Raw genomic sequence first — 23,968 nt, forward strand, 5'->3', positions numbered from 1 at the left:
ATCCACCTCAAACCGGCCGATCGCGGCAAAACCAGCCGAAAGAGCCGCTAAAATGACCCTCGCATAAGCCGATCTCGCATCAACCAAACGCAAAACGGCCCCACGGCTCCGGTTTTTCCGCAGCCTGCTAAAGCATGTCGCCTGATTCCCTTTCAGCGCGACGCGCTTTAGGCAGCCTTCCCCATTGACAACCCCGCTGCCGGGCGGGCAGGCTGCGACCACGGCAACAACAAGACAGGCGTATCTTGCCACGTGTCTCTGCCGGCCTGACCAAGGCCGGACCACATCGTCGTATCTCTGCCCACGCCGCGGCGAACGCCGTTGACGCCGCCCAGGTACCTTACAGGGGCGCCCCGCGGACGGTCTTCGACCACCGACCGGCAACCCGGCGCAGCGCCGACATGCCGCGCTTGTTGCCCTCCGGAAAGCCCAATAGTCTGAAATCAACGCCGCGCCGCCATATCGCGACGAGCCGGCAAGGGAACACTCACCAAAGGAGAACATCATGATCCGCAAAGCGCTCTGGCTTTCGGCGACGTCGATATTTCTGACGCTTTTCACGGCAGGCGGCCATGCCGAGGACCGCGTCGTCAATGTCTACAACTGGTCGGACTATATCGACAGCTCGATCATCGACGACTTCACCAAGAAGACCGGCATCAAGGTCGTCTACGACACCTTCGATTCCAACGAGATCTTGGAGACCAAGCTGCTTGCCGGCGGCAGCGGCTATGACGTCGTCGTGCCCAGCGCCAACTTCCTGGCGCGCCAGATCCAGGCGGGCGTGTTCCAGAAGCTCGACAAGTCGAAGCTGCCGAACATCTCCAACATGTGGGATGTCATCTCCGAACGCACCGCCAAATACGATCCGGGCAACGAATACTCCGTCAACTATATGTGGGGCACGGTCGGCCTCGGCTATAACGTCAAGAAGGTGACGGCCGCGCTCGGTACCGACAAGATCGACAGCTGGGATGTCTTCTTCAATCCGGACAAGCTGGCCAAGCTGAAGGATTGCGGCGTCTATGTGCTGGATTCTCCCGCCGACATCATTCCGGCGGCGCTGAAATATCTCGGCCTCGATCCCAACAGCACCTCGCCGGATGATATTGCCAAGGCCGAGGAAGCGTTGCTCAAGGTCCGCCCCTATATCCGCAAGTTCCATTCGTCCGAATACATCAACGCCTTGGCCAATGGCGACATCTGCCTGGCGATTGGCTGGTCGGGCGACGTCTTCCAGGCGCGCAACCGCGCCGAGGAAGCCAAGCAGGGCGTCGAGATCGGCTATTCGGTGCCGAAGGAAGGCGCGCAGATGTGGTTCGACCAGATGGCGATCCCGGCTGACGCGCCGCATGTCGCCGAAGCGCTCGAGTTCATCAACTACATGATGACGCCCGAAGTCATCGCCAAGTCGTCGAACTACGTGCTCTATGCCAACGGCAACAAGGCTTCGCAGCAGTTCGTCGACAAGGCGATCCTGGAAGATACTTCGGTCTATCCAGATGCCGAGACGATCAAGAAGCTCTATACCGTTAAGCCATACGATCCAAAGACACAGCGCGTCATCACGCGCACTTGGACCAAGATCGTCACCGGTCAGTAAGCATTGAGACACGACCCCGGCAGCCAGCTGCCGGGGTCGCTTTCTTTTGGGGAAATCAAAAAAGTAACGGAGTGGGGATCATGAAATCGCTTGGCAGCATCCGCAGGGATTTCGCGCCATGGAACGACCCGAACGCCAAGCCATATATCCAGTTCGACAAGGTCACCAAGAAGTTCGGTGAATTCACCGCCGTCAACAATCTGTCGCTGACCATTTTCGAGCGCGAATTCTTCGCGCTGCTCGGCGCCTCCGGTTGCGGCAAGTCGACCCTGCTCAGGATGCTCGCCGGCTTCGAGGAACCGACGGCGGGCCGCATCCTGCTTGACGGGCAGGACCTGCGCGGCATCCCGCCCTACAAGCGGCCGGTCAACATGATGTTTCAGTCCTACGCGCTGTTCCCGCATATGACTGTGGAGAAGAACATCGCCTTCGGCCTCAAGCAGGAAGGCATGCCGGGACCCGATATCGAAAAGCGCGTCGCCGAGATGCTGAAGCTGGTCAAGCTCGAGCAGTTCGCCAAGCGCAAGCCGCATCAGCTCTCGGGCGGTCAGCGCCAGCGCGTGGCGCTTGCCCGCTCGGTCGCCAAGCGGCCCAAGGTTCTGCTGCTCGACGAACCGCTCGGCGCTTTGGACAAGAAGCTGCGCGAGGAAACGCAGTTCGAGCTGATGGACCTGCAGCAGGAGCTCGGCCTCACCTTCGTCGTCGTCACCCACGACCAGGAAGAAGCCATGACCATGGCCGATCGCATCGCCATCATGGACAAGGGCGAGGTCATGCAGGTCGCCACGCCAGCCGAGATCTACGAGGCGCCGACCTCGCGTTTCGTGGCGCATTTCGTCGGCAACGTGAACATGTTCGAGGGCAGGGTTGCCGAGCACACGGCAAACGCGACGCGCATCACCGGCGCGACCGGCGCCCAGATCGTCGTCGACAATGGCAGCAACGCCGCTGCCGGCTCCGACATCGTCTTCGCGATCCGGCCGGAGAAGATCAAGGTCTCCTCGAAAAAGCCCGCCGATGCCGTCAATGCGCTGGAAGGCGAGGTCTATGACGTCGCCTATCTTGGCGACATGACCGTCTTTCACATCAGGCTCGACGACGGGCAGATCGTGCGGGCAAGCGCCTTGAACGCCTCGCGCGTCACGGAGGATCCGCTGACCTGGAATGACCGCGCCTGGGTCTCCTTCCGGCCCGATGCCGGCGTCGTGTTGACCAGGTAGGGAGGCTGAGATGGCCGATATCGCAGCGACTGCCGCCCCATCGACGCAAACCACAACACTGCCGGCTAGGCTGGCGAAGGGCTTCGTCAACCGCCTCGTCATCATCGTCCCCTATCTCTGGCTGCTGTTCTTCTTCCTCGTTCCCTTCATCATCGTCTTCAAGATCTCGCTGTCGCAGACGGCGATCTCGATGCCGCCCTATACGCCGGTGCTTGACTTCAGCGACGGCATCTCGGGATTCCTCGCCGGCTTCCGCGAGCTCAACTTCGACAACTACACCTGGCTCACCCAGGATGCGCTCTATTTCAACGCCTATGTGACGAGCCTGGTCATCGCGGCGATATCGACGATACTCACCCTGATCGTCGGCTATCCGATCGCCTATGGCATGGCGCGTGCGCCGGCGACGATCCGTCCGACCTTGCTGATGCTGGTGATCCTACCCTTCTGGACCTCCTTCCTGATCCGCGTCTATGCCTGGATCGGCATCCTGAAGCCGGAGGGTCTGCTCAACCAGGTCCTGCTCGCCACGGGCCTGATCAGCCAGCCGCTGGTGATCCTCAATACCTACACGGCGATCTTCATCGGCATCGTCTATTCTTACCTGCCCTTCATGGTTCTGCCGCTCTATTCGTCGCTTGAGAAGATGGACTATTCGCTGGTCGAAGCCGCGGAGGATCTCGGCTGCCCGCCGATCGGCGCCTTCTGGAAGATCACCTTCCCGCTGTCGCTGCCCGGCGTCGTCGCCGGCTGCCTGCTGGTGTTCATCCCGGCCGTCGGCGAGTTCGTCATCCCCGACCTTCTCGGCGGCTCGCAGACGCTGATGATCGGCAAGACGCTGTGGAACGAATTCTTCTCCAACCGCGACTGGCCGGTCTCCTCGGCGGTGGCCGTCATCCTGCTTCTGGTTCTGACCATCCCGATCATGTTCTTCCAGCAGGCGCAGGCAAAGGCACAGGAGCAGGGCAGATGAACTCGACCTGGAGCCGCTTCAACATCACCTCGATCGTGCTGGGCTTTGCCTTCCTCTATCTGCCGATCGTGCTTCTGATCGTCTTTTCCTTCAACGAATCGAAGCTCGTCACCGTCTGGGGCGGCTTCTCGACCAAATGGTACGTGTCGCTGTTCCACAATCAGGGCCTGATGGACGCCACCTGGGTGACGGCGCGCGTCGGCGTCATCTCGGCGACGGTGGCGACCGTGCTCGGCACGCTCGCCGCCATCACGCTGACGCGCTACACGCGCTTCCGGGGGCGGGTGCTGTTCTCGGGCATGGTCTTCGCGCCGCTGGTCATGCCGGAGGTGATCACCGGCCTCTCGTTGCTCTTGCTCTTCGTCGCCGTTGGGCTCGACCGCGGCTTCTTCACGGTGACGCTCGCCCACATCACCTTCACCATGTGCTTCGTCGCCGTCGTCGTGCAGTCGCGGCTGGTCTCGTTCGACCGCTCGCTCGAGGAGGCCGCGATGGATCTCGGCGCGCCACCGGTGAAGACCTTCTTCCAGATCACCTTGCCGGTCATCCTGCCGGCAATCATCTCCGGCTGGATGCTGGCCTTCACCCTCTCGCTCGACGATCTGGTCATCGCGAGCTTCTCCTCGGGGCCGGGCGCCACCACGCTGCCGATGAAGATCTACAGCCAGGTGCGTCTCGGCGTGACGCCGGAAATCAACGCTGCGTGCACCATCCTGATCGCGGTCGTGGCGGTCGGCGTCATCATCGCCTCGATCGCCAATAAGCGTCGCGAAATCCAGCGCCAGCTCGACGAGCAGGCCGCGCAGCGCGGTTAAGTGGCGGGGCGCTTTTGCGTCCTCTAGAGCGGTTCACCGTCTCATGGAAACGGCGAACCGCTCTTCCTTTTGTTGCTACCCAATTCCGGACGGAAAACCGCCCACACTTTTCCTGGAATTGCTCTAAGTTACTGGCCCGAGACGCCGGGAGCGATCGGCGAGATGAACGGCGCGCTCCAATTGCCACCGACGAAGAACAGCGACTGGTTCGGCTGAGCGGGAGGCGGACTGGCCGCCTGGCCGTTGGCCTGCTGAGGCTGCTGCGCCGGCTGTCCGGTCGGCACGACGCCGCCCGAGAGCGCCAGTCCCCGTCCGGCATAGGAGGCGATGCCCGACAGCCAGATCTTGTATTTCTGCGCATTGATCTCGGCCTTGTCGAGGCGCGCCACGCCCTTCGAGATGCTTGCCTTGATCTCGGCGCCGTCGATCGGCAGCGAACCCTTGGAGACGTCGTCGAGCGCGAAGAAGCCGCCTTGCTGATTACGCTTCAGGAAGGCCGGCAGGTCGAGCCCGTTGAGCGTGCCCGGCCCGAACGTCGCCGAGAACGACCCATCGGCATTCTCGAAAATCGAGTTCCACGCCTTGCCCGGTCCCTTGAGGATGACCGACACCGTCCCGGTGCCGGCCGGCACCAGCCGCGTCATTCCCGCCGCCGTGCCAAAGGCGCCCGTGTCCACATCCGATGCCAGGAGCCGCATCTCGACCTGTGTGCCCTCGGGCTTGCGATCGAGGCGCAGGCTGCTCTGAACGGTGCCGTTGAAGGCCGACGCGTCGGATATGTCGAAGACGGCAAGGCCGTTCTTGACCTGCGCGGTCGCCGCGACGTCGGCGAGCTGCACCGGTCCCGCCGTCGCATGCGCCGCCGACAGCCTGAGATCGAGGTTGATGCGGTCGGCGAAGCTGGTGTCGATGTCGCCTGGGCCGGCCTCGCCGGTGGGCGCGACGGGCGTGAAGGCCGACAGGAACGATCTCAGATCCAGCGTATCGAAGGCGAGCGTGCCGGCGATCACCGGGCGCCCTTCGGCGAAGGAGAAATCCAGCGCGCCCATGCCCGGATTGTTGTTCAGCGTGACGGTCGTGTTCTCGAATTTCGCGCGCCCCGCCGAGGCGTTCACCTTGCTGGTGACCGAGACGGCACCGATCGCGGCACCCGGCGCGAGGCCGGCCTGCGACCACTCCAGCACGCGCCGCAGCGACGGCGCGGCGAACTTGGCCTGGCCGTCCAGATAGGCATTGTCCGACATCGAGGCCGTTCCGTCGAAGGAGAACGTTGCGGGCGCCGCCTTGAAGGAGAGGGTGACGGGGGCCGCGCCTCCGGCAAACAGCACCAGCGGTTTCGCGGAGGAGAAATCGAGCTGCACGGTCTCGCCGCGCCAGATTCCGGTCGCGGTCAGCGATGCATCGCTGTTCATCGCCTCCCAGTTCACCTGGCCGCTCAGGCTGCTCAGGATCTCGGTGTCCTTGCCGTCGGCCGTTGTCACGACGCGGCCATCGCGAAACTCGACCGTGCCGAACGGATCGGAAGGCAATCTGCCGAGGTCGGGCTTCTGCGGGTTGGCGGTGACCACGCCGCGCGCGGTATCGATCGAGCGCGTGATACGCCCGCCGGTCGGAAGCGGTGGCAGATAGAAGCCGCTCGCCATGCGCTGGACCCTGATCGTCGGGCGCACCAGCCTTGCGGTCGAGAAGGCGACGTCGCCCTGCAGGGCGGCCATGGCCGAGAGATCGACTTCCACGCGATCGGCCTCGACCACCGGCGGCGCGTCGGTCTCTGTCCATTGCGACAGCGTCACGTCGCTGAGGATGGCCCGGAACTTCGGCCAGACCTCGATGCGCGGCGAGCCGTCGATCGTGACCCTAAAGCCGCTCCAGGCGCTCAATTCCCAGGCGATGCGGTCGCGCACAATGCGTGTCGAGGCAATCAGCGGCAGTGCCGCGACCGCAAGCGCGATGACGAGCACGACAACGCCGATCGCCCACACCCCGCGCCGGATCAATGATGATGGCATTTCGCCCCGTATGCTTCTATTGCCGACAAAATCGCCCGACGGGTGTAACCGAGCGCCGACGCTTTTCAAGTCTTTATGGCCCCGCGATGGCATTTGCGCACCGGCAACCATGGATCGCCCGAACAAAATCTTGCTCTGCTGCGCTGCAATATGCATAAGCGAACCGTACGACCCCGGTCCACGGTTGCGCGCCGTTTTTGGAACGATGGCATAGGCGACGTTGAGCTTAACTGGCTCGAACGCGACGCGCTTGGGAGGAGCGATCATGGCCGCCGATACACCTTTGTGGACCCCGACGCAGGAGCGGATCGATGCAGCGCCGCTAACCGCGTTCATGAAGGCCGCGGCAGCGAGGGCCGGGGAGGCTTTCTCCAGCTACGCGGAACTTCACCGCTGGTCGATCGAGGATCGCGGCGCCTTCTGGAGCCTGGTCTGGGATTTCTGCAATCTTGTCGGCGAAAAGGGTGAGCGGAACCTCATCGACGGCGAACGCATGCCCGGCGCCAGCTTCTTCCCCGACGCCAGGCTCAATTTCGCCGAGAACCTCTTGCAGAAGACCGGCGCCGGGGAGGCGATCGTCTTTCGCGGCGAGGACAAGGTCGAGCGCCGGCTGTCCTGGAACGAGCTTCACGCGCTGACCTCGCGGCTGCAGCAGCTCTTCCTGTCGCTCGGCGTCAAGGCCGGCGACCGCATCGCCGCCATGATGCCGAACATGCCCGAGACGATCGCGGCGATGCTGGCGGCAAGCTCGATCGGCGCAGTCTGGTCGTCATGCTCTCCCGATTTCGGCGAGCAGGGCGTGCTCGACCGCTTCGGCCAGATCGAGCCGGTCGTCTTCATCGCGCCGGACGGTTATTGGTACAACGGCAAGGCGATCGAAGTGGCCGACAAGGTCCGCGCGGTCGCGGCGAAGCTGGCGACCGTCCGCAAGGTGCTGATCGTCGACTATCTCGGCACCTCGGCCGACGTCGCCGCCACCATCGACAAGGCGACCGCGCTCGAAGAAGCGCTCTCGCCATTCGCCGCCAGGACGGTCAGCTTCGAGCGGCTGCCCTTCGCGCATCCGCTCTACATCCTGTTTTCCTCGGGCACGACCGGCATCCCGAAATGCATTGTGCACTCGGCCGGCGGCACGCTCATCCAGCACGTCAAGGAGCATCGCCTGCATGCCGGCCTGCTCGACGGCGATCGCCTGTTCTATTTCACCACCTGCGGCTGGATGATGTGGAACTGGCTGGTCTCGGGCCTCGCCTCGGGCGCGACGCTTTTGCTTTATGATGGCTCGCCTTTCTACCCCGACGGCAATGTGCTGTTCGATTTCGCCGATGCCGAGCAGATGACCTATTTCGGCACCTCGGCCAAGTTCATCGATTCGGTTCGCAAAGCCGGTCTGAAGCCGATCGCCAGCCACGACCTGTCGAGCGTGCGCACCATCTCCTCCACCGGCTCGCCGCTGTCGCCGGAAGATTTCCGCTTCGTCTATGACGGCATCAAGAAGGACGTGCATCTGGCCTCGATCTCGGGTGGCACCGACATCGTCTCCTGCTTTGTGCTCGGCGTGCCGACCGAGCCCGTCTGGAGCGGCGAGATCCAGGGTCCCGGCCTTGGCCTGGCTGTCGACGTCTGGGACGACGACGGCAAGCCGATCCGGCAGGAGAAGGGCGAGCTTGTCTGCACCAAGGCCTTCCCGTCGATGCCGATCGGCTTCTGGAACGATCCTGAAGGCAAGAAGTATCACGCCGCCTATTTCGAGCGTTTCGACAATGTCTGGTGCCATGGCGACTTCGCCGAATGGACGGCGCATGGCGGCATGGTCATCCATGGCCGCTCGGATGCGACGCTCAATCCGGGCGGGGTCCGGATCGGCACGGCCGAAATCTACAACCAGGTCGAGCAGATGCCGGAAATCCTCGAGGCGCTCTGCATCGGCCAGGACTTCGACAATGATGTGCGCGTCGTGCTGTTCGTGCGGCTGGCCGCCGGCGTGAGCCTCAGCGAGGAGTTGGAAAAGCGCATCCGCGCCAGGATCCGCACCGGCGCCAGTCCGCGCCATGTGCCGGCCAAGATCGTCGCCGTCACCGACATCCCGCGCACCAAGTCCGGCAAGATCACCGAACTTGCGGTGCGCGACGTGGTTCACGGCCGCGCCGTGAAGAACAAGGAAGCGCTTGCCAATCCGGAAGCGCTGGAGCTGTTCCGCGACCTGCCGCAACTGGCAGGCTGACAGATGGCATGGTTAACGAAATCTATCTGCCGAATTTACCTAGATTTCACGGGTGGTACACATTCGTAAATTTTTCTGCCGCCCGGTAAGGACTTGTTAAGGGAGGACCCCGATAGTCGCGTGTAACTTGAGGGAGAAATCCCGTTCCTCGTCCCCTGAGGTTCAGCTCAAGCCCCCGTTGTGACAGCATCCCATTTCTCAAGGCGTCCTCCCGGACGCCTTTTTCTTTGGCCGAAACTGATCCAGGACGATTATTCGGCTAGCACGCGAGTCGAGGGGAAGGCGACCTCGACCAGGGTTCCTTCGCCTGGCGTCGAGGTAATGGCGAAGCGGGCGCGGTTCGCCTCCACCATGGCCTTGGTGAGCGGCAGGCCGAGGCCGGTGCCATCGCCGCGTCCGCGCTTCAGCGCATTGATCTGCTTGAACGGCTTCAGCGCCTGCTCGATCTCGGCCGGGGTCATGCCGATGCCGGTATCGCGCACGCGCATGACGACATCGCCTGAGGCTTCGTAAGCGGTCGAGACGATCACCTGGCCGCCGGCCTGGGTGTAGCGGATGGCGTTGGACAGGATGTTGAGGGCGATCTGGCGCACGCTTCGCAAATCCGCCACCACTTCCGGCAGCCGCGAGGCGAAGCTGGAGCGAATGATGACGCGCTCGCGATTGGCCTGCGGCTGCATCATCGCCACCGTCTCGGCCAGCGTGTCGTTCAGCGACACCGCCTCGTAATCCATCTCCTGCTGGCCGGCCTCGATCTTGGAGATGTCGAGCAGGTCGTTGACGAGATCGAGCACATGATTGCCTGACCGGTTGATGTCGCGCAGGTAGTCGCGATAGCGGTCGTTGGCGATCGGACCGAATTTCTCGTCCACCATCAGCTCGGAAAAGCCGATGATGGCGTTGAGCGGCGTGCGGATCTCATGGCTGATGCGGGCCAGGAAATCCGTCTTCTGCGAAGAGGCGCGCTCGGCCACGGCGCGTGCCTGCGTCAGGTCTTCCTCGGCCCGCTTCCATTGCGTGATGTCGCGCACCACGGCGCAGAAGCCGCTGTCGTTGGGAAGCCGGCCGATGGTCATGAACAGCGGGATGAAACGCCCCTGCGCCTCGCGGCCGATGACCTCTCGGCCGTCATTCAAGACGCTCGCCACGCCCGGCTCCGAGAGGCCAGCGAGATAGTCGCGCGCCGCGCGCTGGCTTTCGATGGCGAACAGCGAGGCAAAGGGCTTGCCGGCGACCTCGTCGCTGTCGAACCCGAAAAGGGCTTCCGCCGGCCGGCTGATCGAGCGGATATTGCCGTCGCGGCCGATCAGCACGACGCCGTCCGTGGCGGTGTCGATGATGGTGCGCATCTCGGCGATGCGCGATTTCAATTCCGGCACGTCCGGCTGCAGCGCCGGTTCGTCATTCGCGGCGATGAAATGCGCGGCATCGTCCTCGCCGGAGCGCCGCACCACCAGCATCAGCGCCTTGCCGCTCCGCCACGGCACCGAGCGAAGCAGGGCTTCGATCGGAAATTCCTGGCCCTGGCGGCTCTTGAGCTTCAGCGAGTGGTCGCTTTCGTCCGCGGCGGCATCCTCGGCATAGGGATCGGCAAACAGCGCGCCCAGGCCCCCCGCATCCGCTAGGTCTTCCAACGCATCGTAGCCGGTGAGCTCGAGGAAGGCGTCGTTGGCGTAATGGAGCTCGTCGCCCGAATGGATCAGCAACGGCACCGGCAGTCTGGCGAGGATGGACGTATCGGGCGCCTTGGTTTCCTCTCCAGTCGAAAAAGCGGACGGCACAAAGCCTGCGAGTTTGAGTGGCGGCGCGTCCAGGCGCGGCCGCGCCGGCGTTACCGTTTCCGGTTCTTCCGCGGCCGTCGCAGCGTCGGCGTCGGAGCCGGCCCAATCCTCGCTGTCTTGCGCATCGCGGAAATCGTCGGCGGTCATGCTGTCGTCGTTCGCCGTCGCATCGCGCGCCGGCTTTTCGGCGACCGGCTCGGTCGCTGGCCGTTCGGCCGGCTGCCGCGCCTCGGAGTAGGCATGCTCGGCCGCCTGCTGGGTGGCCGCTACCTGGCTGTCCTCGGAAGCAGGTTCGACGCCCGCTTCTTGCCCGGATTTCTCACCATCGGCGTAGCTGAGCAGCGAGCCGGAAGCGGCCGGCGTCACGGTCTCGCCGGCGTCGTCCGTCGCGGCGGCGTCATCGATACCGTCGAGCCTCGCCAGGTCTTTCTGGTCTTCCGCCTCGGTCTGTGCTTCCGCGGTCTCGGCATCAGCCTTCGCGTCCGCGGTTTCCGGGGCTGGCGGCGTCGCTCCCAGCGCAGGGTTCTCATGCCCGGCCGTTTCAAGCGTCGTTGGCTGGTTTGCCTCGGCCTTCGTTTCGACGTCGGGCTCTTTCGCTGTTGCCTCGTCCTTGCTGGCAACAGCCGCATCGGCCTCATTGCCGGCTTCGGCGGCGCCCGGCTCGGCAGGCAGGGAATTGTCCTTGCGCAGCCGCTCGCCGATCTCGCGGAACGCGCTGCGCTCGAGGATCGACAGGCTCCTCTGACTTGCGGGCGTGTCGCTTCCCGGCTGCTTGTCGTTGGCCGGCTGGCGGTGCTCGGCCAGCCTTATCACCTTGTCGGCGAAGCGCCGCTCCGGCTTCGGCACGATGCTCAACGCCGGCACTTCGCCCTGGAACGGATCTTCGGGCTTTGGCTGTTCCGGCTTGGCCTGCTCCGCGGCCGACTGCTCGACCGACGGCTCGTTCCCGGCAGGCGCGGCATTAGGCACCAGCGCCATGCCGAGCGCCTCCGGATCGATCACGGCGTCGGCGCTGCGCGCGACGCCGAAGCCGCGAAAACCCTCGAAGGCACGGCTGCGGCCATAGACCGGCAGCGCCGCCAGATCGACCGGTATCTTCAGATCGGTTCCGGCCACCGGCCACAGCACCGATCGGCCCGACCAGGTGTCGCGCCGTTCGAGCAGACCGGCGATCTCGCCCGAGGCGTCGAGGCCGAAAGTGGTGGCGACGTCCTTGAAACGGCGGCCGATCACATCGGCGGCGGGCTGGCCGACGATGTCTGCGAATTCGGGCGACAAAGCGCTGAATTTGCCTTCGGCGTCGGTGCGCCAGACGAAGCGCAAAGGTGGCGCCGAGCGGTCGATGTAGCGGGAGGGCAGGGCAGGCTGCGACGGCATGACGGTTTCGCGCGCGGCCGTCTCGCCAATACCCGGCTGCAGGCCTTCGGCCGCGACAGCTTCCTTCTGCTCATCCTTCGCCGGCGCTGCCGGTTGAGCCGGCCTGGCGTTCTCTTCGCCGGCGTTGAAATACCAATGGTCATGCTGGCTGGCGCCGGCGTCCGCAGCCTGTTGGCCGGGCTCGGCGGCATTCGCGTGATGATCGGTCGGGGCGGGCGGCTGGCCGGCCATCATCCGGCTTCCGGCGTCAGTCCGTGCATCGCCCTCAGCGGGCTCCGGGACCAGCCCGGCCTGTTCGCCAGCCGTCACGGCCGGTGCGAGGCTGTTGTCCTGGACCGGCTGGGGTTCGGGCTCGGCGGTCAGGCTTTCACCCGACAGCGTGGCCGCCACGGTGCCTGGCGCCGCGAATTGCTCACCATCGGGCCGATCGTCCTGGCCGGCGGCCGGCTGTTCGCCTAGGTCGCCGTCGAGCTGGTCCTCATCGATCACCACCAGCAGATGCCGCGTGTCGGTGAGCCGCGCGAAACCGGCCGGGTAGGAAGTGCCGCTGCCAGGCACGAGGCGCTTGACGACACGGTCGCCGCTGCTTGTCACATCCGCGACCAGCGCAGCCAGGGTCCGCGGCTCGATGCCGAGCGCCGCGAAGCCGTCCGAAGCCGCCTCGACATCGCCCTGCGCGTCGACGAAGGCGATGAAATGCCCTGCCTCGGTGAAACCGCCGATGGCGCGGCTGGCGATCTCGCCGGCGCTGCGGGAGCTGGTCTGCGCCGCCGGCACCGCCAGCATGATTGCCTTCTCGCCGTCCGGCATCGTCACGGCGCTGGCCAGGAAACCCACGGCACGGCTCACCATGCCCGTGGCCAGCCTCACCGTGATGGCGCGGTCGTTGCCAATCTCGGGAAAACCGCTGGTCGCCATGATCTGCCGCCTGGCGATCAGCGGCAGCCGCGCCGATGCGCCGATTATGGCCTCGATATCCGGATAGCCGAACACCGACGCCCCCGGTCCGTTCGCCCAGATCACCTGTTCGAGGTCGGCCGACAAGATGGCCAGGGCATCGCCGGCGGCAAAGCGCTGGCGCACCGCGTCGAGCACGGCGACGTCAAGGAAGGAGTAGTTTTCAGGCGGCATGCGCTGGGCAACCCTCCGGAGCGGGCATTTCAGTTAACGCTTTGTTAATAAAAGCCCACGGTCCGAAGGTCCACAAGCCCTGGCTTGCATAGGTCGAAATCTCTGGGCTCTTGGTTAACGGCCCGGCGGCTGACGCTACGGTTGCCGTGAGGGAAGATTCTTATGGTGCAGTGCAACAAAGATGTTGCAACGCACAAAAAAACCTCTATATTGCCACCATACATGAACGAGACGGCTTTCTGTCAAAGCCGCTATCTTGAAAGGTTGGAAAATGTCCAAGACCACCGCTAAGACCGCTGCCGAGACCATCGAAAACGTTGAATTCCCGAGCTTCGACGCTTCCAAGGCCACCGACCAGATCCGCGCCTTCGCCGAGAAGGGCGTCGAGCAGTCGAAAGAGGCCTATGCCAAGCTGAAGACCGGCGCCGAGGAGACCCAGAAGGTTCTGGAGTCGACCTACGAGACCGCCAAGGCCGTTTCCAGCGACGTCTCGCTCAAGGCGATCGCCGCGCTGCGCGCCAATGCCGAAGCCGGCTTCTCGCACCTTGAAGCCCTGGTCGGCGCCAAGACCCTTTCGGAAGTCGTCGAGCTGCAGACCGCTTTCCTGCGCAAGCGCGCCGAATTGGCGGTGGAGCAGGCCAAGGAGTTCCAGGCCGTTGCCACCAAGGCGGTCGAGGATGTCTCCAAGCCGGTCAAGAGCGCCTTCGAGAAGGCGATCAAGGACGTCAAGGCTGCCTAATTTTCGCGCACAACTGTGCGATGCATCAAAACGTCGCATTTCGTCAGACAAATAGTTATGCGATAGAGTTGAGTAACCAGATACCCGGAAGCGGAACCTCCTCCCTCTGTTTCCGGGGTGACCAGCCAGCATCTCCTCCCGCTGGCTCGTAACAGGAAAAGGCCGGCACCTCCTCCCGCCGGCCTTTTCTTTTGCCTGGATGCAGGAGGGCGAGGAAACCGGTCCTTTGCCTTATCAAGGGCCTTGAATTAGAATCCGATAGCCCGTATTGGACGCATCGCCGAAAGACAGAGCGGATCACGGAGAGGAAGCTTTCACCTTGATCCAGTTCATGCAGGGCGTGCCGTTGTAGCTCAGTTGGTTAGAGCACCAGATTGTGGATCTGGGGGTCGCTGGTTCGAGCCCAGCCAACGGTACCATCGCCTTCTCGCGTAAATAGCTGATTTTTTGATTTTAGCTGGACGGTTCGATCGTAGGCTTCGCTTCTGCCCGCGATTTTGCGTCAGTCTCATTCGAGCTGTTTCGGCGGATACCTATCAAGGCCGGGCACGATCGTCCGCAAGCCGCGTGACATCAGCCCCACGCTCGTCTTGTCAATTTCGGACGACAGCTGTCGAGTCCGGATCTGGCTTCTCACACAGGGGGATGCACGCAAGACGAAGCACGTGCGGGCGCATGCTGAACCCCAGCTTTCCGCTGACGACATTGCTATCGCCGAAGCTCGTCAGGCTCGTCCTCGCTTCGAGGGTGTTCGATGTCACGTCCGAAGATTGACACGTGGTGCAGGCTCACCCTCTGCTGCGCTATCCCTACGAGCGCCGGGTGGCGTGGAGGTGGTCAAGGACCATGCGGCCCGAGCCATTCTTGGCTAAGATGATCGCGTGGAAAGTTGGCATGCCTACGCGAGAGGGTAACGCATGGAACACAATCTTGGCTTGCTGTCCGACTTGACGCCGACGCTCCTGTTCGCGACGACGTGATGCAAAAGCAATGTCGGATCTTTTGTCTTCTCTATACGTGACCAGCTCATCCCGCCCGGCGCGCTGGGGCTTGGCCGCAAAGCTGTTTACAACCCTCGTCCTTCTTGGTGCGATCGCGGTCCTTGTCACCGGGGCGCTCGGTTACTTCCGCGCCCGCGACGCTCTCGAAAAAACAGTCTTCGACCAACTCACGGCCTCTCGTCAGGCCAAGACGCGCCAGGTCGAAACCTACTTCCGCACGATCCAGGCGGAGCTGAGCCTGCTTGCCACTTCCAAGATGGTGGTCGATGCGACACGCGAGTTCCGGACCGCGGTCGACCAGCTCGACCAGGCAGGCGCGCCGCTCCAACTGCGGCAGAAGGTCGGCGATTGGTACGCTGAGAACTTCATGCCGGGCATGACGCGCATTCTGGGCAAGGAGCCAGCCCTGTCGGACTACCTGCCGGTCAGTGGGGCTCCCTACTATCTGCAGTATCACTACATTGTCGACAATCCCAACCCCGCAGAGCGGCGCAAGCTTCTCGACGACCCCGGCGACGGAAGCGAATACTCCAGGCTGCATGCCATATACCATCCATTGATGCGCGCGGCGGCTAGCAAGGTCGGCTTTTTCGATCTCATGATTGCCGATCCAAAATCAGGTCGCCTGATCTATACGGTCGAGAAGGAGGTGGATTTCACCACGTCTCTTCAGTTGGGACCGTACCGCAGCGCCAACGTCGCGGCCGCCGTCGCCCGCTGCTCGCAGATCGCGGACCCATCAGCCAGCTGCCTGGAAGATTTCGCCTCTTATGCGCCATCAGGCGGCGCACCGATCGCCTTCATGGCAGCACCGGTGATTGCCCAGGGCGTCGTCATCGGCGTGCTCGTCGCGAAACTGTCGAATGATGAGATCGACAATGTTGTCACCGGCAATCGCCGCTGGCGGCAGGAAGGGTTCGGCGACACAGGTGGGGCCTATCTCGTCGGACCCGATTATCTGGCGCGCTCTGGGCCGCGGGCGTTCTACGAGAGCCGGGATAACTTCTTCGCCGACCTGAAATCCGTCGGCACCTCCGAAGAGGAGATCGCCGCCATTCAGCGTTACGGGACACCTGTGCTGCATCAGCGCATCGACACCAAGGCTTCCCATGCCGCGCTCGCCGGTGTCGAGGGCACAGGCGAGATCATCGGATACCGTGGCGTCCCGACGCTCGCTTCATGGGGACCGCTCGCGATTTCCGATGTCAAATGGGCGCTCGTCGCCAAGATCGACAGCGCCGAGGCCTTCGCACCGATCGCCGAGCTCCGCCGGGATCTGTTGCTCGTCGGAGGACTGGCGATGCTCGTAGTCGCCGCCACCGCCGCCTGGCTTTCGCGCGCGCTGCTCGGACCGCTCCGCGATCTGACTGCCGGCGTGAAACGCTTCTCTGCTGGCGACTATGCGACCAGCGTGCCGGTCCGCACGCGCGACGAGATTGGCGAGCTCTGCACAGCCTTCAACGGCATGGTTGAGGATCTGCACCAGAAGAATGTCGTGATCGAGAACAAAATCCGCGAGAACGAGCTGCTGCTGCTCAACGTCCTGCCGGCACCGATCGCCAATCGGCTGCGCGCTGGCGAGGAGAGGATCGCCGACGGCTTCGCCGAGGTCACGGTCGCCTTCGCAGACCTGGTCGGCTTCACGACGCTGACATCGGAAATGCCGCCGCACGATGTCGTGATGTTTCTCAACGGACTCTTCACGCGCTTCGACGTTGCCGCCCATGATCTCGGCATCGAGAAGATCAAGACGGTGGGCGACGCCTATATGGCGGTGTGCGGCCTACCCGTGCCGGTGGCCAACCACGCCGAGCGCATGGTCCGGATGGCCATTCGCATGGTCCATATTACTCGCGAGCACGCGATGGAACACAATATCTCGATGAAGCTCAGGGTTGGCGTCAACAGCGGGCCAGTGGTCGCCGGCGTCATCGGGAAGAGTAAGTACATCTATGATCTATGGGGTGACACAGTGAATCTGGCGAGCCGCATGGAGTCTGGCGGAGTTCCCGACTCTGTTCAGGTGACGCGCCCTGTCTACGAACAGCTCAAGGACCAATTTGTCTTCGAGCCTCGCGGCGCTATCGAAGTCAAAGGCAAGGGAAAAGTGGAAGCCTGGGTGTTGAGATTTTAATGGCGGCTTGTCGCGCTTCGCCCGCAAAAGCGCACTGACGGCTTCCGGCAAACCGCAGCATTTTCCACTTTGAGGCGAAATAATTCTCAACTATGGTTCCCTAGGCTTAAGGCATGGGGATTGCCGATGGTTCTGTCACGCAGGGGTGTCGTGATCGGTGGCCTGGCGCTGGTTGCGGTCGGTGCAACCGGCAATGTTCAAGCCGCGGCGGCAAAATCCTTTTTCGCCGGTACCGCCATCGACAACAATTTCGTCTATCGCAAGACCAACTTCGCCAAGATCGACAAGAGATGGCATCGCCAGATCGTTAAGTATTTCAGCAGCGAGCCGGTCGGCACCGTCGTGGTCGATACCCGCCACCACTTCCTCTACCTCATCATGGAGAACAAGACCGCCATCCGCTACGGCGTCGGCGTCGGCAAGGAAGGCTTCAAATGGTACGGCCGCGCGACGATCGACCGCCGCGCGCTCTGGCCGCAATGGGTTCCGCCCCCAGAAATGCGCAAGCGCAGACCGGAGCTACCTGACATGATCGCAGGCGGCGCATCCAACAATCCGCTCGGGCCACGTGCGCTCTATCTGTACCGTGACGGCGTCGACATCGGCTACCGCCTGCATGGCACGCTGGAGCCATGGAGCATCGGTACCGACGCTTCCAGCGGCTGCATCCGCATGTTCCCTGAAGACATCATCGACCTCTACCAGCGGTGCCCGATCGGCACCGCGGTGGAGGTCCTGCCGCACATCGCCGACCAGGCGCCCGCTTCCACCTCTGTCGAATGATGGCGCCTCATGAACCGCATGATTGAAAACACGCGCCGGCTGCTCGCCGCCGGCCTGTTGTTGCTGGCCGCATCCTGCTCGACCACCAACACGCTGGCCCCTCCCACGCCCGACGTCACCAACGCCGAGATTGCCGGCTTCCAGAACGTGCAGCCGGGCAGCGAGGAGGATTTTATCCTCAATGTCGGCCGCCGCACCTATTTCACGAAAGGTTCGGCCGAGCTCGATTCTGTCGCCAAGACCACCCTCGACACCCAGATCGCCTGGTTAGCAAAGTATCCGCGCTGGATGCTCAAGCTGCAGGGTTTCGCCGACGATCCTGGCGCAAACGAAACGGCTCTGTCGCAGCGGCGCGCCGATGCGGTGATGGACTACCTCGCCGCCGGCGGCATAGACCGCAACCGCATGTGGGCCAAGGGCTACGGCAAGGACCGGCTCGTCCGCGACTGCCCCGACACCGCCTGCAGGTCGCAGAATCGCCGCGTCGTGTCTAATTTGCGCGATGAGAGGGACGAGTCGTAGGGGACACTGTTTTGCTTGTCAGTGTCTCACAACGCGACGGCGGCATGTCCGCTTCGGTCATTTCGGCGGTGGAGATTGGCTTAGCCTCTGCATGAAAGCAGACGTGGCCAGCGACAGATCCGTCTTTGCACGCCTATCTGTATCATCCGCCGCCCGCTTTGGCTTCGGGCATAACTTGCAGCAACGGCTGCGGCGATACTGCGATCTCTCCCGTGAAGGGCCGATCGTGGGCGAGAATCAGGAGAACGGATGCCGCCACGCCGGTCGCAAAACTTCCAAGAGCGATCGCCGATGCCGTTCGGTTGTCACTATGAACGACCGCAATCGCGAGAAGAGCACAGAAGGCTTGCAGGATCAGGCAGGCCCACTTCGTGGGATTGACCTGCGCGGAGCTGACGAGAATCCGTTGGCGACGCGCCTCCAGGGCGTCTTCAAGCCATCTCGTCATCTCGCGCTGCGCGATCTCCTGGCCGGGATTGGTTGGCGTCAAAGCCAGCGTCGTCCGCAGCGCCTCGTTAAGCGCCGGCGGGACTATGGTGAGGGTCGCCGCTCCCTCGGCCATCAGCGGCCACTCCTGGCTCGTCGTTTCCTCGATATAGCTGCGCAGCAGCGTCCGTAAGCGCGCCTCGGGTTCCCCGGGAAAGCTGCCCGCCAGAACCATGACCGACCGCAACGCGCTGGCCTCGCGATTGACTGCCGCACTGGCGTGGTCGCTGTCGCTCCAGACCTGAGCCGCGGTGAACGCCACGAATAAGCCGAAGATGATACCGAGCGGCGGCAACATGCCAGGCGAAAGCGCCTTGAATGACCGCGCCGTGGAACCCGCAGCAAGAGCGGCGATGCCCTGGTGCAAGATGAACGCGACGATATAGGTGGCCCCGAACACGACGAGAGCCATCCAAGCCAGTGGAAGAGTATGCAACCACCCACTCATAGTAGCGCCTTCCCTATGCTGAGAGTTCGCCGGCAGGCGTTTGTAGGGCCGTAGTTCCACTCGTGGCAATGCCACCGTGTTCCATCGTGTCAACAATCCTACGCACTGCTGCCAGCGCCGGTCGAAAGACCTGCTTTAACAACGAGGCGCTGGCTGTAAGGGGCTTCTTCTATACCCGCCTCGAGAACCTGATGACTCAACAGGCCCTCTGAGGTGACAGGAGCAGAACTATCCCAGGAAGGAGTCAGGATCTGCAGCTGTCTCGCAGTCCCGAGAGAAAATGGCTCTAAGCTCCGGAAGGCCTTCCTTCGATTCCGCTTCCTGATTGGCCTTCTGCCTCCGCAAAACTGATCTCCAGGCGCTCGATCAGCGCCCGATAGCGCGGATGATCGCGCAGAGAATTCATATCCACGTCCTGCGCCATCCAGTGCACCTGCTGCAATCCAAGCTGCGGCACGCAGTGCTCCAGCGTGTCGACCGCCTTTTCCACGGCGCCGATCGCCGCCAGGAAACACGCGACATTGTAATGGCTGTTATAGTCTTCCGGGTCGATGGTGATCGCGCGCTCGGCCCACTCGAAGGCGCGTTCATCCAGGCAGAAATTGTGGAGGACGTAACAACCATAGGCATAGGCTGCGCCATCGTCCGGATAGAGCTGCATGGCTTTCTCGATGCGGGTAAGCAACTCCCTTGAGAGCCGATGGGCTTCCTCCTCGTCGCCCAGCGTCTTGCGGCAATCCCACAGCATGCACATCGCGCCATAGCTGTTGCGGTCAACCTCCGCCGCCTTCTCATAGGCGGCCGCGGCCTCTGCAAACTTGCGCTCCATGCGCAGCACGTCGCCCAAGGTCCTGTGTGCCTCGTAGAGATCGGGATCGAGCGCGATTGCTCGCCGGCAGGCGGCGCTTGCGAGCTCGATTTGCTCCTTCTGGAAATGCGCCATCGCGTGGGCCACGTGAGCTTCCGCGAGCGTCGAGTCCAAGGCCAGCGCGCGCTCAGCCTCGGCGCTCAAGGTGACAAGCTTTGCGCTCGGATCTCCGGATCTCAGCAACATGCCCTCAGCTAGCGCCAGCCCGGCCCGCGCCAGAGCGTATTCGGGATCGATCTCCAGCGCCCGCTGGTAGAGCCGTCGGGCGGAAAGGTGATTGCGACGGCCCAGGCGCAAGAAATGCTGCCGTCCCATGAGGTAATATTGATAGGCTTCTACGTTCTCCGTGGTGCGTTTGCCGATGGCAGCATACTCGGCCGGCATCAGTCGGATCTTTAGGGCATCGACGATGGCCCGCGCGATCTCGTCTTGGAGCGCAAATATGTCGTCAAGATCACGGTCGTAGCGTTCGGCCCACACATGGTGCCCACTCGTCCCGTCGATCAGCTGCGCGGTGATGCGAACGCGACCACCCGCCTTGCGCACGCTGCCTTCCAGCACATGCGAAACGCGCAATTGCCGGGCCGCTTCGCTGACGTCCATCGACTTGCCTTTGAGGGCAAAGGTCGTGTTGCGCGCCGTGACTGCCAGCGCCCCGACCTTGCTGAGGTCCGTAATGATGTCCTCGGTAATGCCGTCAGAGAAGTATTCCTGCTCTGGGTCGCCGCTCATGTTGGTGAAAGGCAGCACGGCGATCGATGGTCGATTGCGTAACGGAAGCGCATCCTTGACCGACGGCACGGACGAGCTGGTGGGGGATAGCTCAATGGACATGACACGGTAAGCGCGTACCGGCTCCGCAATGTTGTGAACCCGTTGTTCGCCGATATCCGTATAGACGTATTCGAGTTTGCCTTTTACTTGATCGTAAATGGCGCGCCCGATGCAGACGCCGCCAGGCTCCGCTAACTTTTCAAGCCGTGCCGCGATGTTCACACCGTCTCCGTATATCGTGTCGTCTTCGACGATCACGTCGCCGAGATTTACGCCCATACGGAACGCCATACGCCGGTTTTCGGGGAGGCCCGCGTTCTCGCCGCCCAGTTCGCGCTGCAGTTCGATCGCACACTGCACGGCGTTAACCGCGCTCCCAAACTCGATCAGCAGGCTATCCCCGGCCGAGCCGACGATGCGTCCGTGGAACCGCGCGATTTTGGGCTCGAATACCTCAGCTCGGAGCCGCCTCAGCCGTCCCAGCGTTCCTGACTCGTCGGCTGCCATCAGCCGCGAGTAACCTGCCACGTCGGCGGCCAAGATCGCCGCAAGCCTGCGTTGCTCTTCTCGCAAGGAGGACCTCCCGCCAGTTCGAACAATCTTAGCCTAAGAAACGGCGCGAGCGAGCCCTTGTTCGGATGCCTGGAATCCGAAATTGGCTTAAGGAAGCATATCGCAGCGAAATTCGACTGCGCGGCAGGTCGCGTCCCGGTCTATGGAAGTCTGGTCGAGGAAGCGTCATAACGTTGACGAATAACGTTCGTCAGGCTCCCTTGCGCCGGATAGAGCGGTATCAGGCAGGCCTGCAGGGCGTGGTACAAGTCGGCTTTGCCGACAAACAGCGAATGCGCCGGCCGCAGGTCCTCATCGAGTTCTTCGAACCATCCGCCATGCTCGCGGTCGATATAGGCCTCGGCGATGGTATTCCAGATGCGCCGATACCATTCTTCATGGAAGGCGCTTGGACGATGCTCGGCCAGGAATGAGGCAGCGCCCGCGGCCTCGGCGATCGGCCACCAGGGTTTGAAGCGGAACGCCGGCTTGTCGGCCCAGTCGAGGGTGTAGAAAAAGCCGCCTTTGGTTCCATCCCATGCCAGTTCCACGGAGCGCCGAAACAGCATCTCCGCGGCTGCCGGCATCCAGTCGTGCTTTTTGCCGCCAAGCACCCACAGCTGCAGGGCCAGCCTCGCCCATTCGAGCCAATGACCCGGCGTCGTCCCCGACGGACGGAACATCTCGTTGACCGCCCTGTAGGAGCGGTCGATCGCCCACTGCTCGTCGAAATGCTCGGCGACGCGAAAGTCGCACTCGCGGGCACGGCGGTTGATGATCAGGTCCGCAATGCGCTCCGCCTCGCGCAGGTATTCCTGATCGGCGGTCGCCTCATAGGCGGCCATCAATGCCTCGGTCAGGTGCATGTTGGAATTCTGGCCGCGATAGCCGCGCAACGGCGTCCAGTCGCGCTCGAACTCCTCGGCGATGGCGCCGTGCTGCTCTTCCCAGAACCGGTCGTTCAGGATCGTCGTGACGTCTGCCAGCATCCCGTCGGCCAAAGGGTGGCCCACCAGCTTCGCGCTTGATGCCGCAAGCAGCACAAAGGCGTGGCCATAACCCTGTTTGCTGGCGTCCTTGGGCCCGTCGTCGTCGAGCGACCACATGTAGCCGCCATGCTTTGCATCACGATGGCAGTGCCAGAGATACTGCATTCCATGATCGATCATCCGGTCACTTCCAGGCCGCCCAAGCAGACTGGCGATGACGTAGCAATGGACGGCCCGGGCGGTGGTGTGGATTGGCCTGACGGCCTTTCCGGGCAGGGGCTTGCCAGTCGCATCGAGATCGAAGAACCCGCCCCGCGGGTTGATGGTGACCGGATCGAAAAGGTCGAACAGGATATTTGCCTGCTTGGTGAGCCAGGCGCGGTGCCAAGGCGCATCACGCCAGGCGCCGGAACTGGACGAGGAAAACGAAAATTCCGGCATTCAATGTTTCCTGGTGGGCGTGAACAGGTTGGCTGTTGGCGGCGCCTCGTTGGCGGCGCTCCTTTATACAGATAACGAGCCGCGCGAATGAACCCGTCGAGGCGCCAATTTCGGTGCATGGTCCTTGAGAATGTTTGGAAAGGTCAAGGGCCAAGCCCATCGTGGATGGGCTGGAGGAGGGGGTCGAGTTGTAACGCTCGCGTCGCTGACCCACGAAGCACGGTCCGCGTGTTGGTCGTCACCGTGCGTTCGGACTTGAAGAGCTGAATTGGGCGAGCCGGCCTTTGTGCCCTTTCACACGGTCAACAGACGGGCCAACAACGCCGAGGCTGGTGTGTCGGCCAAGCCAAGATCGCGGACGCTGCTCATGTGGTTGGCCCCTGCGAGGCTCGTGAGGGAAACGACCAGCCCTTGCCGTTCGAGATTCTCTGCAAAAGCGGCGGCCTGGCTGTGGAAAGGCGGCGTTTCCTCGGCGCCGACGGATACCGCGACCGCGACGCCCGGATCGAAGCTGTGATCGATCGGCGAGAACCGCTGAACCTCTTGGTCGGTGATCGCGATCTCGGCAGCGAGAAACGACTCCTGCAACGGTCCCAGGTCGTAGATGCCGCCGAGCAGGAGCGCGCCTTTGATGCCCGAAGGCCGGGTGTTGTCGTCAAAGAGCATCGTCGCGAGATGCGCCCCGGCGGAATGGCCGCTTACCGTCAGTTGGCCGGGATCGCCGCCATAGCTCGCGATGTGGTCATGTATCCATTGCCTGGCGCGGCGTATTTGATCGACGATCGTCGCCATTCTCACGCTCGGTATCAGTGCGTAGTCGACGATGACGGCAATCGCCCCGGCGTTGGTGACGGTGTCCGCCACGTAGGAATAGTCGCGCTTGGAGAACATGCGCCAGTAGCCGCCATGAATGAACATGTGCACCGGCAGACGATCGCGTTTGCCCTGCGGGAAGAACAGGTCGACGGTTTCCGTGCCGTCCGGTCCGTAAGGCACGTCGGTGGCCATCGGAACTCTCGCCCTGGTCGCGGCGCTGCGCCGGACGATCTCGGCGACGATGTCGTCGAACTCGGGGACATGGTCGCGAATGCGGAATGG

The 23,968-nt window shown here is 63.0% G+C and carries 16 protein-coding genes and 1 tRNA gene; 10 read left to right on the top strand and 7 right to left on the bottom strand.

The window, feature by feature from the left end:
- On the bottom strand, positions 1 to 252 hold a 252-nt coding region (locus EN852_RS41740; RefSeq protein ID WP_210238269.1), incomplete at its 3' end, for a hypothetical protein.
- A 253-nt stretch (positions 253 to 505) separates the two neighbouring features.
- On the opposite strand from EN852_RS41740, the gene EN852_RS30115 reads away from it, so the two are divergent.
- From EN852_RS30115 to EN852_RS30130, 4 genes are all read left to right on the top strand, one after another.
- On the top strand, positions 506 to 1,603 hold the full coding sequence (locus EN852_RS30115) for a polyamine ABC transporter substrate-binding protein (protein WP_127879508.1): 1,098 nt from the start codon (positions 506 to 508) through the stop codon (positions 1,601 to 1,603).
- An 80-nt stretch (positions 1,604 to 1,683) separates the two neighbouring features.
- On the top strand, positions 1,684 to 2,823 hold the full coding sequence (locus tag EN852_RS30120; RefSeq protein WP_127879510.1) for an ABC transporter ATP-binding protein: 1,140 nt from the start codon (positions 1,684 to 1,686) through the stop codon (positions 2,821 to 2,823).
- Between the two features lie 10 nt (positions 2,824 to 2,833).
- Positions 2,834 to 3,796, top strand: coding sequence for an ABC transporter permease subunit (locus tag EN852_RS30125; protein ID WP_127879512.1), 963 nt, complete (start codon positions 2,834 to 2,836; stop codon positions 3,794 to 3,796).
- Entirely contained in the window at positions 3,793 to 4,611 is an 819-nt protein-coding gene (locus tag EN852_RS30130) for an ABC transporter permease subunit (RefSeq protein WP_042640957.1), read from the top strand. Before EN852_RS30125 ends, EN852_RS30130 begins: the two co-directional genes overlap by 4 nt.
- Before the next feature lie 128 nt (positions 4,612 to 4,739).
- Here EN852_RS30130 and EN852_RS30135 read toward each other — a convergent pair whose 3' ends face one another.
- Positions 4,740 to 6,620 (bottom strand): AsmA family protein, encoded by a 1,881-nt coding sequence (locus tag EN852_RS30135; protein ID WP_127879513.1) that lies wholly within the window; start codon positions 6,618 to 6,620, stop codon positions 4,740 to 4,742.
- 265 nt (positions 6,621 to 6,885) lie between these two features.
- Between EN852_RS30135 and EN852_RS30140 the strand changes: the two genes are divergently transcribed.
- Positions 6,886 to 8,844: an acetoacetate--CoA ligase gene (locus EN852_RS30140; protein ID WP_127879515.1), complete on the top strand. Its 1,959-nt coding sequence runs from the start codon at positions 6,886 to 6,888 to the stop codon at positions 8,842 to 8,844.
- Positions 8,845 to 9,095: 251 nt separating this feature from the next.
- Here EN852_RS30140 and EN852_RS30145 read toward each other — a convergent pair whose 3' ends face one another.
- Entirely contained in the window at positions 9,096 to 13,133 is a 4,038-nt protein-coding gene (locus EN852_RS30145; protein WP_127879517.1) for a PAS domain S-box protein, read from the bottom strand.
- A gap of 271 nt (positions 13,134 to 13,404) precedes the next feature.
- Here EN852_RS30145 and EN852_RS30150 point away from each other — a divergent pair, with 271 nt between their 5' ends.
- From EN852_RS30150 to EN852_RS30170, 5 genes are all read left to right on the top strand, one after another.
- Entirely contained in the window at positions 13,405 to 13,872 is a 468-nt protein-coding gene (locus EN852_RS30150; RefSeq protein ID WP_126079079.1) for a phasin, read from the top strand.
- Positions 13,873 to 14,214: 342 nt separating this feature from the next.
- Positions 14,215 to 14,291 (top strand) — tRNA-His (locus EN852_RS30155).
- Positions 14,292 to 14,922: 631 nt separating this feature from the next.
- The gene (locus EN852_RS30160) at positions 14,923 to 17,007 is read left to right on the top strand and encodes an adenylate/guanylate cyclase domain-containing protein (protein WP_127879519.1); all 2,085 of its coding nucleotides are present in this window, start codon (positions 14,923 to 14,925) and stop codon (positions 17,005 to 17,007) included.
- Between the two features lie 126 nt (positions 17,008 to 17,133).
- Complete coding sequence (locus EN852_RS30165; protein WP_127879521.1) at positions 17,134 to 17,790, top strand: L,D-transpeptidase; 657 nt, start codon at positions 17,134 to 17,136, stop codon at positions 17,788 to 17,790.
- A 9-nt stretch (positions 17,791 to 17,799) separates the two neighbouring features.
- Positions 17,800 to 18,312 carry an OmpA family protein gene (locus EN852_RS30170; protein WP_127879523.1) on the top strand — a complete coding sequence of 171 codons (513 nt, stop codon included), beginning with the start codon at positions 17,800 to 17,802 and terminating at the stop codon, positions 18,310 to 18,312.
- A gap of 142 nt (positions 18,313 to 18,454) precedes the next feature.
- On the opposite strand, the gene EN852_RS30175 is transcribed toward EN852_RS30170, so the two are convergent.
- From EN852_RS30175 to EN852_RS30190, 4 genes are all read right to left on the bottom strand, one after another.
- Positions 18,455 to 19,198, bottom strand: coding sequence for a DUF4239 domain-containing protein (locus EN852_RS30175; RefSeq protein WP_246694453.1), 744 nt, complete (start codon positions 19,196 to 19,198; stop codon positions 18,455 to 18,457).
- 334 nt (positions 19,199 to 19,532) lie between these two features.
- Positions 19,533 to 21,461, bottom strand: coding sequence for an adenylate/guanylate cyclase domain-containing protein (locus EN852_RS30180; RefSeq protein ID WP_127879527.1), 1,929 nt, complete (start codon positions 21,459 to 21,461; stop codon positions 19,533 to 19,535).
- A 140-nt stretch (positions 21,462 to 21,601) separates the two neighbouring features.
- Complete coding sequence (locus EN852_RS30185; RefSeq protein WP_127879529.1) at positions 21,602 to 22,870, bottom strand: AGE family epimerase/isomerase; 1,269 nt, start codon at positions 22,868 to 22,870, stop codon at positions 21,602 to 21,604.
- A gap of 294 nt (positions 22,871 to 23,164) precedes the next feature.
- Positions 23,165 to 23,878 (bottom strand): alpha/beta hydrolase, encoded by a 714-nt coding sequence (locus tag EN852_RS30190; RefSeq protein WP_348643490.1) that lies wholly within the window; start codon positions 23,876 to 23,878, stop codon positions 23,165 to 23,167.
- Positions 23,879 to 23,968: the final 90 nt, after the last annotated feature.

The sequence above is a fragment of the Mesorhizobium sp. M2E.F.Ca.ET.209.01.1.1 genome (genome assembly GCF_004010375.2).
Lineage (GTDB): Bacteria > Pseudomonadota > Alphaproteobacteria > Rhizobiales > Rhizobiaceae > Mesorhizobium.